This window comes from Thiocapsa sp. C2-2m, assembly GCF_041903745.1.
Lineage (GTDB): Bacteria > Pseudomonadota > Gammaproteobacteria > Chromatiales > Chromatiaceae > Thiocapsa > Thiocapsa roseilacustris.
Map to the genome: position 1 here is coordinate 78,660 of NZ_JBBWVD010000015.1, position 17,754 is coordinate 96,413.

Annotated in this window: 14 protein-coding genes; 8 read left to right on the forward strand and 6 right to left on the reverse strand. The window is 65.2% G+C overall.

From position 1 onward, the window contains the following. Positions 1–139 precede the first annotated feature (139 nt). The 3 genes from AADX97_RS13260 to AADX97_RS13270 are packed head-to-tail and all read left to right on the forward strand — an operon-like array spanning position 140 to position 3,739. Positions 140–1,429 (forward strand): paraquat-inducible protein A, encoded by a 1,290-nt coding sequence (locus AADX97_RS13260; protein ID WP_374233793.1) that lies wholly within the window; start codon positions 140–142, stop codon positions 1,427–1,429. After that, the gene (locus AADX97_RS13265) at positions 1,377–3,062 is read left to right on the forward strand and encodes an intermembrane transport protein PqiB (protein WP_374233794.1); all 1,686 of its coding nucleotides are present in this window, start codon (positions 1,377–1,379) and stop codon (positions 3,060–3,062) included. Before AADX97_RS13260 ends, AADX97_RS13265 begins: the two co-directional genes overlap by 53 nt. Then, positions 3,059–3,739, forward strand: a complete 681-nt coding sequence (locus AADX97_RS13270) for a membrane integrity-associated transporter subunit PqiC (protein ID WP_374233795.1) — start codon at positions 3,059–3,061, stop codon at positions 3,737–3,739. Before AADX97_RS13265 ends, AADX97_RS13270 begins: the two co-directional genes overlap by 4 nt. 96 nt (positions 3,740–3,835) lie before the next feature. On the opposite strand, the gene dmeF is transcribed toward AADX97_RS13270, so the two are convergent. The 5 genes from dmeF to AADX97_RS13295 all read right to left on the reverse strand — a co-directional run bounded on the left by dmeF (position 3,836) and on the right by AADX97_RS13295 (position 8,615). Further along, positions 3,836–4,879, reverse strand: a complete 1,044-nt coding sequence (dmeF, locus tag AADX97_RS13275; RefSeq protein WP_374233851.1) for a CDF family Co(II)/Ni(II) efflux transporter DmeF — start codon at positions 4,877–4,879, stop codon at positions 3,836–3,838. 553 nt (positions 4,880–5,432) lie between these two features. Further along, the gene (locus AADX97_RS13280; RefSeq protein WP_374233796.1) at positions 5,433–5,675 is read right to left on the reverse strand and encodes a FeoC-like transcriptional regulator; all 243 of its coding nucleotides are present in this window, start codon (positions 5,673–5,675) and stop codon (positions 5,433–5,435) included. A 51-nt stretch (positions 5,676–5,726) separates the two neighbouring features. After that, a complete protein-coding gene (gene feoB / locus AADX97_RS13285; protein ID WP_374233852.1) occupies positions 5,727–8,057 on the reverse strand; it encodes a Fe(2+) transporter permease subunit FeoB in 2,331 nt (776 codons plus the stop codon). 44 nt (positions 8,058–8,101) lie between these two features. Beyond that, the gene (locus AADX97_RS13290) at positions 8,102–8,335 is read right to left on the reverse strand and encodes a ferrous iron transport protein A (RefSeq protein ID WP_374233797.1); all 234 of its coding nucleotides are present in this window, start codon (positions 8,333–8,335) and stop codon (positions 8,102–8,104) included. Between the two features lie 67 nt (positions 8,336–8,402). Further along, positions 8,403–8,615 (reverse strand): ferrous iron transport protein A, encoded by a 213-nt coding sequence (locus AADX97_RS13295; RefSeq protein WP_374233798.1) that lies wholly within the window; start codon positions 8,613–8,615, stop codon positions 8,403–8,405. 652 nt (positions 8,616–9,267) lie between these two features. On the opposite strand from AADX97_RS13295, the gene AADX97_RS13300 reads away from it, so the two are divergent. The 5 genes from AADX97_RS13300 to AADX97_RS13320 all read left to right on the forward strand — a co-directional run bounded on the left by AADX97_RS13300 (position 9,268) and on the right by AADX97_RS13320 (position 16,543). Continuing rightward, a complete protein-coding gene (locus tag AADX97_RS13300) occupies positions 9,268–11,571 on the forward strand; it encodes a DUF4407 domain-containing protein (RefSeq protein ID WP_374233799.1) in 2,304 nt (767 codons plus the stop codon). A 191-nt stretch (positions 11,572–11,762) separates the two neighbouring features. Next, on the forward strand, positions 11,763–13,400 hold the full coding sequence (locus AADX97_RS13305) for a methyltransferase regulatory domain-containing protein (protein ID WP_374233800.1): 1,638 nt from the start codon (positions 11,763–11,765) through the stop codon (positions 13,398–13,400). Between the two features lie 21 nt (positions 13,401–13,421). Then, a complete protein-coding gene (gene pbpC, locus AADX97_RS13310; protein WP_374233801.1) occupies positions 13,422–15,533 on the forward strand; it encodes a penicillin-binding protein 1C in 2,112 nt (703 codons plus the stop codon). A 61-nt stretch (positions 15,534–15,594) separates the two neighbouring features. Then, a complete protein-coding gene (locus AADX97_RS13315; RefSeq protein WP_374233802.1) occupies positions 15,595–16,059 on the forward strand; it encodes a DUF29 domain-containing protein in 465 nt (154 codons plus the stop codon). After that, positions 16,052–16,543: a hypothetical protein gene (locus tag AADX97_RS13320; protein WP_374233804.1), complete on the forward strand. Its 492-nt coding sequence runs from the start codon at positions 16,052–16,054 to the stop codon at positions 16,541–16,543. Before AADX97_RS13315 ends, AADX97_RS13320 begins: the two co-directional genes overlap by 8 nt. Positions 16,544–16,553: 10 nt before the next feature. Here the strand turns inward: AADX97_RS13320 and AADX97_RS13325 are convergent, their stop codons facing one another. Continuing rightward, on the reverse strand, positions 16,554–17,447 hold the full coding sequence (locus AADX97_RS13325; RefSeq protein ID WP_374233805.1) for a carbon-nitrogen hydrolase: 894 nt from the start codon (positions 17,445–17,447) through the stop codon (positions 16,554–16,556). Between the last annotated feature and the right edge of the window lie 307 nt (positions 17,448–17,754).

The following is a 17,754-nucleotide window of genomic DNA, read 5'->3' on the forward strand; positions in this document are numbered from 1 at the left end:
AAAATGACGCATTTCGCTCTGGACGCGGTTTAGTATACCGACAGCATGTCGCTTCTTCGCGGGGTTGCTTGCCCCGCGCGCGGAACCCGACCGATCCAGCCCCGATTCGCACGGACCACCGAACAGACGACCGAGCACCATGGCCCAAGACTCGCTAACCGCATGTCTGGAATGCGGTCTGCTCCAGCGCATCCCGGAGGTGCCGCCGAGCGGATCGGCGCAGTGTGTGCGCTGCGGCGGTGTCATGCACCGCAATCGGCCGGATAGCCTGAACCGAACTCTGGCACTCACGATCGCCGGGCTCGTCCTTTTCATCGTCGCCAACAGCTTCCCCTTTCTGTCGTTCGAGATGCAGGGCAGGGGGACGCAGACGACGCTGATCACGGGAGTGGTCGATCTTTATCAAGCGGGCGATTGGCCGATCGCCGCAGTGGTGCTCTTTACCAGCATCCTGGCGCCCGGCCTGCAGTTGGCGCTCTTGCTGATCGTCCTGGTTCCGCTGACCCTGAATCGGATGCCGCCCTGGTTGCCGACGCTCTTTCGATGGGTTCGGACCCTGGTCCCCTGGGGGATGATGGACGTCTTCATGGTCGGAATCCTGGTGGCGGTGGTGAAGCTCGCCGACATGGCGTCGATCGTTCCGGGGGCATCGCTCTTCGCGCTCGTCGCGCTCATCTTTGTCCTGGCGGCGGCGCAGGCGGCCCTGGACCCGGATTTGGTCTGGTCACGCGTGCCCGTCACGGGTGCGCGCGCGCGCCCGCTACGCCACGGCGAGGACCAGGTCTCCTGCGACGTCTGCGAGCTGGTGGTTCGTCCCTCCGAGGCCGTGCGCGACGGCGTTCGTCTGCGCTGTCCACGCTGCACCGACGTGCTGCATCGGCGCAAACCCCAAAGCCTGCAACGCACTTGGGCGCTCTTGATTGCGGCGATCCTCTGCTACATCCCGGCGAACGTCTTGCCGATCATGTCGGTGACGTCGCTCGGACGTAGCCAATCGGATACCATCTTCACCGGGGTGTCTTTCATGTTGGATCACGGGATGTGGCCTCTGGCCCTTGTGATCTTTACGGCAAGCATCTTCGTTCCGCTCCTGAAGCTGTTGATCTTGATCTTCCTTCTCGTGTCGGTGCAACGGCGCTCCGCGTGGCGGCCGCGTGAACGGACCCGCCTCTATCGGGTCGTCGAGACGATCGGGCGCTGGTCCATGGTCGATGTCTATGTGGTCACGATCCTGGTCGCCCTGGTGCGGCTCGGGAACATCGCGAGCGTCCAAGCGGAGCTCGGCGCCATCTTTTTTTGCGCGGTCGTGGTCTTGACCATGCTCGCGGCCATGTCGTTTGATCCCAGGTTGATCTGGGATGCACTGGAGCAGGGACATGTCGGAGATCGAGAACGCCGGTTCGGGGCCACCCTTGCAGGATCCCCTTGAGGGCGTGCCTGCGGCGATCGTCAAGGGTCGCAGCGGTGTTTCGCTCGTCTGGCTGATCCCGATCGTAGCCCTGTTGATCGGGGTCTGGCTGGCGGCCAAGACCTACGCCGAGCGGGGGCCGACGGTCAAGATCGAGTTCCGGACGGCGTCGGGGCTGGAAGCCGGGAACACGAAGGTCAAATTCAAGGATGTGGACATCGGCCAGGTCACCTCCATCGACGTGAGTGCGGACCTGAATAGCGTCGTTGTGACCGCCGAGCTCAAGCATGGCTCGGATCAGTTTCTCACCGAGAAGACGCGCTTCTGGGTCGAGCGCCCGCGCGTGACCGCCAGCGGTGTCTCGGGTCTGGAAACCTTGCTGTCGGGGTCCTTCATCGCGATCGATCCGGTGCGCGACGGCAAGGAAGTGTTTCAGTTCAAAGGTCTCGAGGAGCCGCCGCTGTTTACGACCTCGGAGGCGGGGACACGCTTCTCGTTGCGCTCGCCGACCTTGGGGTCGTTGAACGTCGGCGCCCCGGTCTATTACCGCCAGATTCAGGTCGGGCAGGTTGCAGGCTTCTCGCTCGACGACGATGGGGAGGCGGTCGGCATCGACCTCTTTGTCTTTTCGCCGCATGATCGCTTGGTATCGACGAGCACACGGTTTTGGAACGCCAGCGGGATCGATGTTTCGTTGAGCGCCGTCGGCGTGACGGTGGATACCGAGTCACTGATGGCGGTCTTGATCGGCGGCGTGGCCTTCGACACGCCGGATACCATCGATGCGCCGGGCGAGCCTCCGGGCGCGGGTCATGTCTTTCCGCTCTATGCGAGCCGCGACAGCGCCCATGAGAAGATCTATCTGCACAAAGAGCGCTATCTCCTCTACTTCGATGGCTCGGTGCGCGGTTTGACCGTCGGCGCACCCGTCATGCTGCGCGGGATCGCGATCGGGAAGGTTCTCGATATCCAGCTCCAGCTCAGCATCGAGGACCTGCAGTTTCACATCCCGGTCCTGATCGAGGTGGAGCCCGAGCGGATCGCGGTTCGCGGTGACCGAGGCGCGCTCGACGAGACGGGTATGATCAGGCAGCTGGTCGCCAAGGGGCTGCGGGCTCAGCTCAAGTCGGGCAGCCTCATTACGGGCCAGCTCTATGTCGAGCTCGATTTCTATCCGGAGGCTGCGCCCGAGGTGCTTGCGAAAGAGGGCGATTACGAGGTGCTGCCGACCGTCCCGGGCTCGCTTGAGGCGCTGACCAACAAGGTCACCGCGATCCTCGACCGACTCGAAGCCTTTCCATTCGATCGGATCGGAAAGGATTTGACCGACACGCTCGCCGGAGCGAGCGAGATCCTGAGCTCCGCGGCGCTCAAACAGGGTATTGTGGAGCTTGAGCAAGCGCTGGCCGAGATTCGTGCGCTGGCCGCGCAGCTCAACACCGGCATTGCGCCCGAGCTCGCCGAGACATTGCGGCAGACCACTGCGACCTTGCGGGGTGTGCGCGGGATGATCGAGGAGGGCTCGCCCATTTCCGTCGAGCTGCGACGCTCGCTCAACGAGGTCTCGGGTGCGGCACGATCGCTGCGAGATCTGACGGACTATCTGGAGCGTCACCCGGAAGCCCTGCTGAGGGGCAAAGGAGGAGGTCGATGAAGGTGCGTGGATTTGGGTTGGCCCCCGTGGTTGTGGTCGCGGTCGCCGTCCTGGTCTCGGCGGGCTGTGCGACCTCGCCGCCGTCGAGCTTCTACACCCTGACGCCGATGCGTGCGATGCCCGCATCGGGTGGTTCGCAAAGCACGGCGCAGAGCACGGCGCCGGGCGTCGGGCTTGGTCCGGTCAACTTTCCTGACTTTCTCGACCGACCGCAGATCGTGACGCGCGATGCCGGCAATCGGCTGGCCATCGACGAGTTCCATCGCTGGGGCGGGACCATCCAGGACGACTTCCTGCGGGTCTGGATCGAGAACATGTCCGCCTTGTTGGGCACGACCAGCGTTTTCGCCTTTCCCAACGAGGTCCGCTATCCATTGGACTTTCGGGTGACGGCCGACGTGCTCGCCTTCGAAGGGACCCCCGACGGATACGCCGTGCTCCGGGCGCGCTGGATCGTGCTTGAGCACCGCACGGATCAGGTCCTACGCGTCGAGGAAACGCGCTACCGTCACCCGCTGGCCGAGCCGAAGGACGAGGGTGCACTCATCGCGGCGATGAGCGAAACCCTGGGCGATTTCAGCCAGGATGTTGCGTTGACCTTGCAGCAACTCCCGAAGCCTAAGCCGCCGGCACCGGAGCAGCCGGATGATCGGGGCGGCTTGCTGCGTATTCCCTGATGGGTTTCGCTACGCTCTACGGATTCCAGTCCGGCGATGTCGGAGCGTGGAGGATGGGTTTCGCTGCGCTCTACCCATCCTACGCCGGGAGTTGGATTAGGTGATTCGGGGGCTTTCCTCAAGCGCTGCCCCGCATCCCGACTGTCTGCACTGATTGACCTCGACCGTGATATGGAGCAGGTCGGGCATGCCGGAGAGCAGACCGCGGTAGTGCTCGACCGGGCGCGGGTGGTGGGTGACGAGTGATAGGATGCAGGCGCGCCCGGCCGGTGCGATCCTCCAGACGTGCAGATCCGCGACCTGGTTGTCGGAATCGGTCTCGATGCGGCGGCGTATCTCCTGTTCGATCGGGCCGTTGTCGCCTGCGTCCAAAAGCACCTGTGCGCTCTCGCGAGCGAGCCCCCAAGCCCAGCGGCCGACAAGGGCGGCGCCGACGATTCCCATCAGCGGATCCATGAAGGCCCAACCGTAGAGCATGCCCAGCGCCAATGCGACCAACGCCAGGACGGAGGTCAGGGCATCGGCGATGACATGCAGATAGGCCGCCTTGAGGTTGTGATCCTGGATGTCGGCAAGCCCGGGATGATGGTCGTGCCGATGTTGGTCATGTGCATGATCGGCGTTTGCAGGATGGTACTCGTGCGAATGCGAACGATCGTGACCGTGATGATGATGCTCATGTCCGGAGTGGCCCAATAACCAAGCGCTGAGCAGGTTCACGGCCAGACCGAAGACAGCGACGATCATCGCCTCCTCGTAGCGGATCTCGACCGGATCGACGAGGCGGCTCAGTGACTCGTACAGCATCCAAAGGGCGCCGGCGGCCAGCAGCAGCGCGCTTGTATAGCCTGCGAGCGAGGAGACCTTGCCGGTCCCGAAGGTGAAGTGTCGATCCGTCCCGCGCTGTCGCGCGAAGGCATAAGCATAGGCGGCGATACCGAGCGCCGCAGCGTGACTGCCCATGTGCCAGCCGTCCGCCAGCAGGGCCATCGAGCCGGTCATCCAGCCGGCGACCAACTCCACGCACATGGCCGCAAGCGTGAGACCGACGACCCAGCGCGTGCGACGCTCGGCATCCGCTTGGTCGGCGGTCGCGAAGTCGTGGCTATGACCCCAGTCGCTGATGTCGTGTGTTTGCATAGGCATCCCGTCAGTGATCGAGTCCGAGCTGTTAGCTGTTAGCTGTTAGCTGAGAGCTGATAAGGAACGGTTCAAAAATAAGTAAAACGACTCGACGAGAGAATACCTTTGCCTCGATTCTCGTTGTCGTTGTCGTTGTCGTTGTCGTTGTCGTTGTCGACAACGCGTTCTAGTTCATCACTCCGACCACATCGGCCGTAACCAGGTTGCCGAGAGCGACCGCCCGGGTACGCCGACTTTAGTCGGCAACTGGGGACGGGCGACTTCAGTCGCCCGAGCGCTCCCGCGCGGCGGACTTAAGTCCGCCTCCCGCCAGGTCGGTCTCCCCAGGGGTGCCGACTAAAGTCGGCGTACCCGGGACGAAGTCTCGCGTCCGGTCGGGGAACCCAAGATGCCTGCATGAAACGATGACCAAGGCCGCGCGCACGCCACCGTACGCAATAACGATCAAGGCCCGCCAATTACAACGATTAGAGTCGGTGGGCAACTTATTTCCGACACGTTACTAACCGAGAACCCATCACAGACCACGGATGACTCCTCCCCCCCGACATCAGGACTCCGCCCGAGACCCCTCGCCGATCCACTCATAGGTCTCGACCGTCGCCGGGTCGCATTTGCTGCATCCGGACGTGCATCCGACGGCGCCCGTGATCCGACGAACACGGCCCTTTCGCTCCAAGATGTCGAGCATGCCGCGCAATGCATCCGGACTGGATTCGAAGCGATAGGCCAAGTCCATCAAGCCGACCCGGCGGTGCTGCTCGAGATAACCAGAGAGCTCCGAGAGAATCATGCTACATCTCCTTGACGACGTGGGGTCGATGGCGTCGACTCGAACCGGTTGTCATGCACCCTCGCGGACCAAACCGGTCGGTCTCGGCCCTCCGCGCTCTGCACTGATCCGCATCCCGATCACGACTGCGGCGAAGAGGGCCAGCATGCCGGCAATCCAGGCCGCCGAGCTGGTCGGATCGCGCGCGAAGATGGCGCTCTGATAGAAGACGGTGGCGACGATATAGCCGAGCCCGGTCGTCCAGAGCACCGTGAAGACCGCCCAGCCCGGCGAGGTCTCGCGATAGATGGCCGCAATCGCCGCGACACAGGGTGCATAGAGCAGGATAAAGAGCAGATAGGCGAAGGCGCCGGCGGCCCCGTCGAAGCGCGATGCCATGGCCCCGAAGGTGCCCGTGGTGATCGCTTGAGACTCGGCTACGGCAGCCGTGTCGGTCAGGTCACCGACGTTCAAGCCCATCGGGTCCTCCCAACTGCCGAGTGCATCGGCGAGGTTCGCGGGAATCGTCGCCAAGGCGCCGAGCAGACCGGCCTTCAGATCGAAGGGCGCCTCCTCTTCGGTCTCGCCGGCATCCGCGACCGCGAGGGCCGAGTAGGTCGCATCCAGGGTGCCGACCACGGCCTCCTTGGCCAGGATGCCGGTGAAGATGCCGACGGTAGCCGGCCAGTTCTCGGCGTCCAGACCCATGGGCGCGAACGCGGGCGAGAGTGTGCGACCGACCTCGGCGAGGACGGACTTGTCGCTGTTTTCGTTGCCGAAGGAGCCGTCCGTGCCGACGCTGTTCATAACGTTGAGCACCAGCACCATGGGGACGATGACCTGACCCGCCCGGACGACGAATCCGCCGGTACGATCGAGCGTGCGCAAGGCGACGCCTTTGATTGTCGGCAGATGATAGGGCGGCAGCTCCATGATGAAGGGTGTGGCGTCGCCCTTGAGCAGGGTGCTCTTCATGACCAAGCCGGTCAGCACCGCGACCGCGATCCCGATGAGATAGAGTCCGAAGACGATGTTCTGGCCGCCGACCGGGAAGAATGCCGCGGCGAAGAGCACATAGACCGGCAGACGCGCACCGCAGGACATGAAGGGCGCCATCAGCACCGTCAACGTCCGGTCGCGTTGGTTCTCCAAGGTCCGCGCGGCCATGATCGCCGGTACATTGCAGCCAAAGCCGACCAGCAGCGGCACGAACGACTTGCCCGGCAGACCGACGGCGCGCATGAAGCGATCCATGACGAAGGCGGCGCGGGCCATGTAGCCGGAGTCCTCGAGGATCGACATGAAGATGTAGAGGAAAGCGATGATGGGGATAAAGGTCGCCACCACCTGGATGCCGCCGCCGATGCCGTCGGCCAGCAACAGGATCAGCCATGCGGGCGCACCCAGACCGGCGAGGACATGCGCCGTCCCGTCCACGAAGAGCGTGCCGGCGGCCTGGTCGAAGACGTCGATGAAGGCCCCGCCGATGTTGATGGTGAACATGAACATCAGATACATCACGACCAGGAAGATCGGGATGCCGAGCATGCGGTTGAGCATGACGCGATCGATGCGATCGGAGAGATTGCGCGAGACCGCGCCGACCTGCGTCACCGATGCTTGCGTCATCGCGTGTGCAAAGCTGTAGCGGGCGTCGGCGACAAGGATGTCGATGTCCTCGGCCTGATCGCCGAGGAGCGCGCGGACCTCGGCTCGGGTCACCCGGTCGCCGACCAGGTGCTGCGCCAAATCGTCGCCCTCGAGCAGACGGGCGGCAAGCCAGCGTGGCGAGTCGCCGTTGTCGCGGGCGATTGCCGTGACCCGCGGTACGAGCGCGGCGATCGCCTTCTCGAGCAACGGCTGATAGGGGATCTCGACCTGCGGGATCGGATGGGCCGCTTGGCTCTCGAGCAGGACGTGCTTGAGCTCCGCGATGCCCTCGCCGGTGGCCGCCGAGATAGGGACGACCGGACAGCCCAGACGCTTCGCGAGGGCTGCGACGTCGATCTTCATGCCCCGCTCGCGTGCCACGTCCATCATGTTGAGTGCCACGACCAGGGGGCGGCCCATCTCGATCAGTTGAGTGGTGAGATAGAGATTCCGCTCGAGGTTGGTCGCATCCAGGATGTTGAGGACGAGATCCGCCTCGCGATCGTGGATGAAGTCGCGTGCGATGCGCTCGTCGAGCGAGAGATCGTGATCCGAGACATCCAGCGAATAGGTGCCTGGCAGGTCGACGAGATGAACAATGGCCCCCTCGAAACGATAACGCCCGATCTTGCGCTCCACGGTCACGCCCGGCCAGTTGCCGACGCGCTGACGCGATCCGGTCAAGGCGTTGAAAAGTGTCGTCTTGCCGCAGTTTGGATTGCCGACCACGCCGATGGTCAAGGGTTTGCTCATGGTCGTCTTCCCGGTCTCGCCGAGGGTTCCGTTCGGGGGGTTGCTCACGACAGGGCCTCCACCAGCAGGGCGGCCGCCTCATCCTTGCGCAGGCTGATCGAGCAGCCGCGTACCCGAACCTCCACGGGATCGCCAAGCGGGGCGACCCGAATCACCTGGATCTCTGCACCGGGGGTCAATCCCATCGAAAGGAGCTTGCGGCGATAGGCCGGCGCGCCGGCGTCAAAGCCCTGGACTCGGCCGTGATCGCCGGACTTCATGTCTCTGAGGGTGGTCATGAGTGCTGATACATCACAGAAGATCGAGTGAGGCCGGTCTCCCGGCGGTCCGGTCGGGGTTGCGCTGTCAGGTGAGGGGCGCGACCTGGATCTTGGCGGCCATTCCGCCGCCGAGCGCGATGCGCGCCTCGCCGCGGGCAACCAGGAGTCCGCCGCCTTGGCGTTGCACGACAGCGAGCTCGGATCCGACGTTCAGGCCGAGCTCCGTCAGACGTGTCGTCAACCCTTTGCCGCCATGCAGTGCGACGATTCTCACGCGGGCACCTTCATCGGCCATCATGAGTGGAAATCCTTTCACGGTTGGGCCGCGCGTCGTCAGGGGCTCATGGCGGATGGGGTTTGGGTGGCCGTGTTGACCGAACATTGTTGATTCTCCAATTCTCAAGGTCTCCGGAACCCGGAGGTGTCGCCGAGTCTCAAGGCGGCACGGCGCTCGCTGGGTGTGTTGAACGTCTGGATGTATCGGCTGGATGGGCCTATCGCGTGGCGCTGCAATGGCTCGACCGGCAGGCATCCTGTCTGATGATAATACTAGTCCAGCGCGACTCTAATTGCAAATGATTCTCAACGCGGATCTGCTCCGCGGTGAAGATTCGGCCTCCATTTGCGTCCTAAGGGGGATTCGCCCTGAGAGGCTGCGGCATGCGCCTATTTCAGCAGCTTTCGCGGCCGCTTGACATGATCGGAAGCGGGTTTTCGTGACGAGTGGAGCAGTGCAGAGATTCCGAGACCGTCCGAGCATGCTTCTTTTTGCCTTCACCGGTTAGACGCAGCGTCGGGCCGGGCGGGGGGAGCGCTCGCATCCGCACATCCTGTCGGTCGGCGGCCACCGATGGTTTATCCTGTCTCGATTGCGGTGCTCGCACTCGTGAAGGGAGGGTAGGAACATGGATCTCGGGCGGCGATCTCGACGCTTTTTCAAGGTCCCTTCGTTGAATAGGTTGCGGCTGCGTCCTTACGGCGACAGCCTCGTCACGCCGGCCGTTGCGGTCTGGCTCGGTTTTGCCTGGGTCATCATCCTTTTGATGGCCAGCATCGAAGGCATCGTCTGGGGCTTCGTCGGGGCCTCGATCGTCCCGCAGGCCGCGGCCTGGCTCCGGCCGGTCGCCGGTCTCTTTATGTTCGTGCTCATGTTCGCGGTCATCTGGATCGTCGACGCCTCCCTGGTCATGTCCGAGCGGCCGACACGCGCCCGGGGTGGTCTGCGAGACGCTCGGCTTGAGGGGCGCGGCGCCGGCACACGTTGGTTCTTCGGTCTGCTGGTACGGGTGTTGATCGTGGCGGTCTCGCTCTATGTAACCGCGCCATTTCTGGCCAAGCTAATCCGCGCCGACGACATCGAGAGCTATCACCAGCGCTTGGTCGAGCAGTATTACGCCGAGCGCGATGCGGCCTTCACGGCCCAGGTCGCCGTGCGTGCCCAAGAGGTCGAGGCACGCTACGGCGGGCTGATCGCTCCCTTGGAGGAGGAGGTCGAGCGTCTGAGCCGTTCGCTCGATGCCGAGCGGCAACGCCGTGACCGGATCGCGGCCGAGTACACCCCGGAGATCACGGTGCTGCGCGCCGAGCTGGCCGCCGCACAAGAGCGCCTCGGCGACGAGATCCACGGACGCGGCGACCGTCCGGAGGGCTATGGGCCGGAGGCGCGCAAATGGGACGCCCGGGCGAATACGCTCGTCGCCGCGCTGGCCGAGAAGCAGGCGGAGATCGATCGGCGCATCGCCGAGGTCGCGCAGACGATCGCGGACCAAGAAGAGCGCCTGCGTGCGCGCATGGACGAGCTCCAACGCATCCGTCTGGAGCAGCAGGAGCGCATGGACCGCATCCGCGCCGAGGTGGCCGCGGCGCAGCCCGAGGATCTGCCCCCGCGGTTGACCTTCGCCGCGCGCTCCAAGGCCTTGCAGGCGCTGCGGATGAGTCCGGACGAGGCGGGCGTGCCGCATTTCGAGACGGTCGACGGCTTTGCGCAGGCGGCACTGGCCATCCTCTTCTTCTCGCTGATCGCGCTGAAGTTGTTCGAGCCGGCCGCGGTGCGGGCCTATTTCAGCGAAGCCTTGCAGTACCAGTATCGAAAGTATCTCGATGGCGCCTTGTCCGGAATCCCCGGCTTCGCCTGTCCGGAGGATCCCGTGCAGCGCCTGAGTCCGGTCGAGTTCGCGCGTCTATGGCAAGGCTACGAGCAGGATCCAGAGGGTCACTTCGCGGAGCAGCAGGCACGGTTGGCGGCCGCCGAGCCGATGCGGATGCGCCTGGCGGACGAGTCGTTCGCCGAGACCCTGATCGAGCGTCGTCGCGAGAACCTCGATCAGGAGCTGGATCTGGTCCGCCGCCGCCGCGAGATCGAGGTGGCGGCCTACGAGAACGAGCAGCGTCTGCGCGCCGGCGAGCTGCGCGCGCAGTTGGCCGACGAGACGCGCGCGAAGCATCATCATCGACGCGCCGAGCTCGATCATGAGCTGCAGCAGGCGCGCGAGTCCTGGGCGTTGCAGAAGGCCCACGACGAGGAGGACCTGCGCGAGCGCATGGCCGCCTTCGAGCGCTCCATCGAGCTCGCGCGCGAGGACCGGCGTCTGCGGGAGAAGGAGATGGAGATCCGCCATGCTCAGCGCGAGGAGGAGCTGCGTCAGGCCAATGTGCAGCGGCTTCATCGCCATCGCGTCGAGGTTGCCGAGCTCGCGGCCCGCCGCCGTCGAGAGGAGCGTCTGGAGCGTCTCGCCGGGATGCGCGACGAGCTGACGCGTCTGCGCGAGCTGGAGATGCGAGCCACGGCGGAGGCCGGGACGCTGCGCGAGGCGGGTTATCGTCTCAAGGACGCCATCGAGACCGTGACCGGGAAGATCGGATCGGCCGAGAGCGGGCTGGCATCGGCCCGCGCGCGGATGGCCGAGCTGAAGCGGATTGCCGACGGCCGGGACGCGGATCGCGGCGAGACCCCTCGGCCCTCCGGCGGCGGCTTCTGGTCGCGCGCGGAGCGTTCGGAGGACGGGAAGGGCGCTCGCGAGGCGAGACGGGAGATGAAGTCGCTCGAGAAGTGGCTGCGCGAGGAGGACGAGCGCCTGGCTCGCTTGCGCGACGAGCGTCGCGCCTTGGAGGTGCGTCGGATGACCCACGATGACCAATTGCACGAGATCGAAACACGAGTCTCCGGTATCCGCTCGCGCATCCTCTTCCACGAAGACGGGATCGGTACCCTGCTGGCGTCGGAGCGAGCGCCGGCTGAAGACCCCGAGGTCTAGGCGACTTGCGGAGAAGGCGCCATCGATCTTCGGATGGTCTGCATCGTGGTGGGTGGACTTCGCTTGTCGTTGTCGATTACGACAACGACAACGACAACGATTAAGTTCGGTGCTCATTCTATTGCTGACATGTCACTTAGGCTGTACGCACCCCTTTCGACAGATCAACAGCGCTTCCCGGTTCGACATCCATGACGACGCTCGACAGCTACGACCAAATCCCCTACGAGAGCTTCGCGATCCCGGAGACGCATCCGGACTATCTCGCGACCCTCGGCACGCTGCTCGGTCTGACCACGGCGGATCCGGAGCACTGCCGGGTCTTGGAGCTGGGTGCGGCGAGCGGCGGCAATCTGATCCCCATGGCCTTTCATCTGCCTTGGAGCGAGCTCGTCGGGGTCGAGCTCTCCGCCGAGCAGGCCCGGCGCGGACAGGCCATGATCACCGAGCTGGGCCTGACCAATCTGCGTCTGCTCCATCAGGACATTCTCGATGTCGACGAGACGCAAGCCCCGTTCGACTTCATCCTGGTCCACGGGGTCTATTCCTGGGTTCCGGAGGTGGTCAAGGAGCACATCCTGCACCTCTGCGGTCGGCTCCTGAGCGAGCGCGGGATCGCCTATGTCAGCTACAACGTCTTGCCGGGCTGGCGCCAGCGCGGCATGTTGCGCGACATGCTTCTGTTCCACTGCCGCGGCGCGACGGCGCCCGGCGAGCGTTTGAGCCGCGCGCGCGATCTGCTCGATCGACTCGCCCGAGGCGTGTCGGCCAAGCATCCGGACGGTCAGCCACGACCCGAAGCCGAGACGCTGCGACGCGAGGTCGAGTACCTGCGCACCGCGCGACCGAGCTATCTCTATCATGAGTATCTGGAAGAGACGAACAGTCCGGAGCTGTTCAGCGACGTCATGGCGCGGGCGCGCCGTCACGGCCTCGCCTTCCTCGCCGAGTCCAAGCTGCACACGATGTTCGCCTCCACACTCGGGGCGGCGGCAGAGGCCGCGCTCGACGGGCTCGGCGATCAGCTCGTGCAGGAGCAGTACATGGACTTCCTGCGCCTGCGGGCCTTCCGACAGACCCTCTTGGTGCGCGCAGACGCGCAGCCCTGTCTGGAGATCGATCTGGAGCGTCTGTATGACTTCTCGGTCCATGCCGACCTGACCCCCTTGCAGCGGGTCCATCTGAACCGCGTGAAGCGTCAGGACTATGCCACGGCGGACGGTGGTCGTCTGCAGGTGGAGCATCCCTTGACCAAGGCCGTTCTGGAAGGTCTCGCGCTGGTCTATCCGAATGCGATGCCGTTGGGGCCTCTCATGGAGGCGGCGGCGAAAGAGGTCGCAGGGACCAGCGGGCGGCGCTATGCGAACGACCGGGACGCCTGTCTGAGCGAGCTCTTCAACCTCTATATCTCCCAAGGGATCGGCCTGACCCAACGCGCCGCCCGTTGGCCGCACCAGGTCGGCGAACGGCCTCGGGCCACGCCCTTGGCCCGTGCTCAAGCGGCATCCGGGGAGGGGCATGTTGCGAGCGTGCGCCACCGCAGTCTCGGGCTCGATGCCTTATCCGCCCGGCTGCTTATGCTGCTCGACGGCACGCGCGATCTGAACGGCCTGTTGACGGACCTTGCGGCCGAGATCCGGACCGACCCGGAATTGGCTGCGGCGCTGGGGTCGCCGGGCCAGGGCGAAGGCCGGTCGGAGCAGATCGCACCGGCCAGTCTCGAGCGTTTGCTCGGCATCTTTGCGCGCGCCGGGCTGCTGGTTGCGGACGCGCAGCCGAGCGATTCGGAGCTAGGGGCCCAAGGACGCAACGGCCCTATTGACGGCTGAAGAAGAAGGTTTCACCGTGACATGGCATGCGAGGTCTCGGTGAACGGCGCACTGATCAAGGTACTTGCGATCCTCGGCGCCGTCTTGCTCCTGCTGGTGGGCGGTCGAGCGGGATGGGATGCCCTGATCGAGACAACGTCGCAGCCGGACATGCGGACGGCGACCTCGACCCTGATGCTGGATCGCGACGGGCGTTTGCTGCGCGCCTTCACGGTCGCCGACGGACGCTGGCGTCTGCCGGTCGATCTGGATGCGGTCGATCCGACCTATGTGGCGATGCTTCTGGCCTACGAAGACCGCCGATTCGAGTCGCATTCGGGTGTCGATACACTCGCACTTATGCGCGCCGGCTGGCAGCTCCTGAGCCAGGGAGGCATCCGGTCCGGCGGATCGACCCTCACCATGCAGCTGGCGCGTCTGCTGGAGACGCGCTCGACACGGGATGCCGGCGGCAAGCTCCGGCAGATCCGCACCGCACTCTGGCTGGAGCGAAAGCTCGACAAGCGCACCATCCTGCAAACTTATCTCACCCTCGCCCCCTACGGCGGCAACCTCGAAGGTGTGCGCTCGGCCTCGCTCGCGTGGCACGGCAAGGAACCGCGACGCCTGACGCCGGCCGAGGCGGCGTTGCTCGTCGCATTGCCGCAGTCGCCGGAGACACGCCGGCCGGATCGCCACCCCGATGCCGCCCGTCGGGCGCGCGATCGGGTGCTCGAGCATGTGCGTCTGGCCGGCGTTATCGATGCGGACGAGGCGGCCGCGGCCCGCGCCGAGCCTATCCCGACCGCGCGCCTGGATGCCCCCATGCTGGCGGCGCATCTCACCGATCGACTCAGACGCGCGCAGCCCGAGCGCGCGGTCCATCGCCTGACGCTGGATGCCGGTCTGCAGGAACGCCTCGAGCAGCTCGCGAACGCGCGTGCCGCCGCACTCGGTCCGCGGGTCTCGATGGGGATCCTGGTCGCCGATCACGGGCGCGGCGAGATCCTCGCAAGCGTGGGCTCAGCCGGTCTTTTCGAGACGGCTCGGCAGGGTCATGTCGACATGACGCGCGCGGTCCGATCGCCGGGCTCGGCACTCAAGCCACTGATCTACGGGCTCGCATTCGAAGACGGTCGGGCCCATCCCGAAAGCCTGATCGAGGATCGCCCGAGCGCCTTCGGCGGCTATGTCCCGGCGAACTTCGACCTGGGTTTCCAGGGGACGGTCACGGTGCGTCGGGCGCTGCAGCTCTCGCTCAACATCCCGGCGGTCAAGCTGCTGGATGCGGTCGGGCCGGCGCGGCTGGTCGCGCGGATGCGCCGCGCCGGTGCGCATCCGGTGCTTCCCGATCTGAGTCCGCCCGGTCTCGCGGTCGGCTTGGGCGGGGTCGGCCTGTCCCTGACGGAACTTGTCGGTATCTATGCGGCGATTGTGCGCGGGGGTCGCCCTGTGACCTTGCGGGACACCCTCGACGAACAAGGCGCGGAATCTGGATCGCTCGGCATCGCCGCGGATGCCGGGGCGCCCGTGCTCGAGGCGCGCGCGGCCTGGTATGTCGCCTCGATCCTCGCCGGTGCGCCGGCACCGACCAACAGCGCGCCCGGTGTGCTCGCCTTCAAGACCGGAACCTCCTACGGCTACCGCGATGCCTGGGCGATCGGGTTCGACGGGCGCCATGTGGCCGGCGTCTGGGTCGGTCGTCCCGACGGAGCGCCCGTGCCCGGACTCGCCGGCATCGATGCCGCCGCACCCGTGCTGGTCGAGGTGTTTGCGCATCTCGGTCCGACGACCCCGCTCCCTTCTGCGCCCCCCGGCATCCTGAGTACGACCTCGGCGGAGCTACCCCCGCCGCTGCGTCGCGTTCAGGATCCACGCGCCGCGTCGCGCGGCGGCGCCCACGCCCCGCAGATCGCCTATCCGCCCGATGGCGCGCGCGTCGAGCTGGGACTCGGTCGAGGTCGGGCCGCCGATCTGGTCCTGCGGGTTCGCGACGGTACCCCGCCCTTCACCTGGTTCGTTGACGGTGCCCCGGTCGTGCGCGAACCCTACGCGCGAACCGCGCAATGGACGCCCGACGGCCCCGGTTATGTTGCCATCTCGGTCGTCGACGCCCGCGGCGCAGCGGCGAGGGTGAGTGTCTTTCTTGAATGATCTGGCGTTCGGGAAGATTCACCCTCACACTTCAAGGCATTCGAGGCCGGAGCCCGTCATCATGTCTCAAACGCTTTACGACCGAGATCTATACGACTGGTCCATGCAGACCGCTCGCCTGTTGCGCGAAGGGCGCTATGCCGAGATCGACACGCTGCATCTTGCGGAGGAAGTGGAGTCGATGGGCAAGAGTGAGCGTCGAGCCTTGGAACATCGTCTGGTGGTGCTGCTGGTTCACCTGCTCAAATGGGAACACCAGCCCGAGCAACGCTCCAAGAGTTGGCAGCGGACCTTGATCGAGCAGCGCAAGCAGGTCGCCAAACTCTTGAACGACAGCCCGAGCCTGAGGCCTCGTCTGACAGATCTGCTCGTGGATGCCTACGAGAGCGCCGTGCGGTGGGCGGCCGATGAAACGGGGATGGACGAGAGCGAGCTCCCCCAAAGTTGTCCCTATCGGTCTGAACAGGTCATCGATCCTTCATTTTTCCCTGGCTCCAATGAAACCGAGGCAACAGGCCATGACTGAGACCTCCTCGCCCGGACGCCCCACGGCGCTGCTCTGGGCCGCCGCCGGTCTGCTGCTCGTCGCCGTCGTCGCGGTCGCACTCTATAAAGCCTGGCCGCTGCTGAATCCGACACTGGCTGAGGTCGCACCGCTCGATCCGAGCTGTGATCTGCGTGCCGGACCCTGTGATGCGCGGTTTGCCGGCGGGGGGAGCCTGCGCTTTGCAATCGAGCCGCAAAGTATCCCGGTCGTGACGCCGCTGCGGCTTATCGTGCAGACGACCGGCTTCGACGTTCGTGCGGTGGAGGTCGATTTCGCGGGTGTCGACATGAATATGGGGTACAACCGCGCAGCGCTGGAGCCGGCAGGTCCAGGCGTCTACGCAGGGCAGGGGACCTTGCCGGTATGCGTGCGTGCGCGCATGGAGTGGGAGGTGAGGGTGTTGGTCCACACGGCCGACGGGATTTTGGCGGCTCCGTTTCGATTCGAGACGGTGAGGGATTGAATCTGGCGGGTTAGCGGTCCCGATAGCGGAGGGTCAGCTCGCCGTAGGCGTCGATGCGGCGGTCGCGCAAGAAGGGCCAGAGTCGGCGGACCTGCTCGGTGCGGCCCGGTTCGATCTGCGCGAGCAGGATCTCCGGGCTCTGGTCGCCGGCCTGTGCGAGGATCTCGCCTTGAGGGCCGCAGACGAAGGAGTGGCCCCAGAACCGTGCGCCGGAGGTCGCGCCGCTCGGATCCGGCTCGAACCCGACCCGATTGCAAGCCGCGACGGGCAGGGCGTTCGCGATCGCGTGGCTGCGCTGGATCCCGATCCAGGCCTCGCGTTGGCGGGCCTGCTCTTGCGGGGTATCGTTCGGATCCCAGCCGATCGCGGTCGGGTAGAGCAGGATGTCCGCCCCGGCCAACGCCATCAGACGTGCAGCCTCCGGATACCATTGATCCCAACAGACCAGCACGCCTAGGCGCCCGACCGAGGTGTCGATCGGCTCGAAGCCGAGGTCGCCGGGCGTGAAATAGAACTTCTCGTAGTAGCCTGGATCGTCCGGGATGTGCATCTTGCGGTAGACCCCGGCGAGTCGGCCGTCGCTGTCCAGGACCACCGCGGTGTTGTGATAGAGCCCGGGGGCGCGGCGCTCGAACAGCGAGGCGACAATGACCACGCCGAGCTCGCTCGCCAGCGCGCCGAGTCGCTCGGTGCTGGGACCCGGGATCGACTCGGCGAGATCGAAGTTGGCCGGGTCCTCGATCTGGCAGAAGTAGGCGCTGTTATGCAGTTCCTGGAGCAGAACGAGACGCGCACCGCCCGCGACGGCTTCGATGACTCCCCGCTCGCAGGCGTCGAGATTTGCCGCAACGCTTCCCTGATCGGTTTCCTGCACAAGTGCGATGGTGAAAGGGGATCCCGACATGTCGCCAATCTCCGAAAACAGTGGATCCAGGTGTGTGTGACTGATTGACCACAGCGGTAGGGTGGCCCAGCGTAGTTCACCAGCAACGGCGTACGGCTCGGTGGACTTAGGCGATTTCCGCAAAATTCCATACCGTAGGTTGTGCTGACGATAGGAGGCACAACTTGTGCCGATGTTTGGTTGTGCCTCGCACGGCTCGGCACAACCTACGCGACTGGTATAAGGATTCCCGGAGTTCGCCTTAGCTTTCGCTCGTCCACCCCACTAACCACTAACTACTAACCACTAACTACTAACCACTAACTAC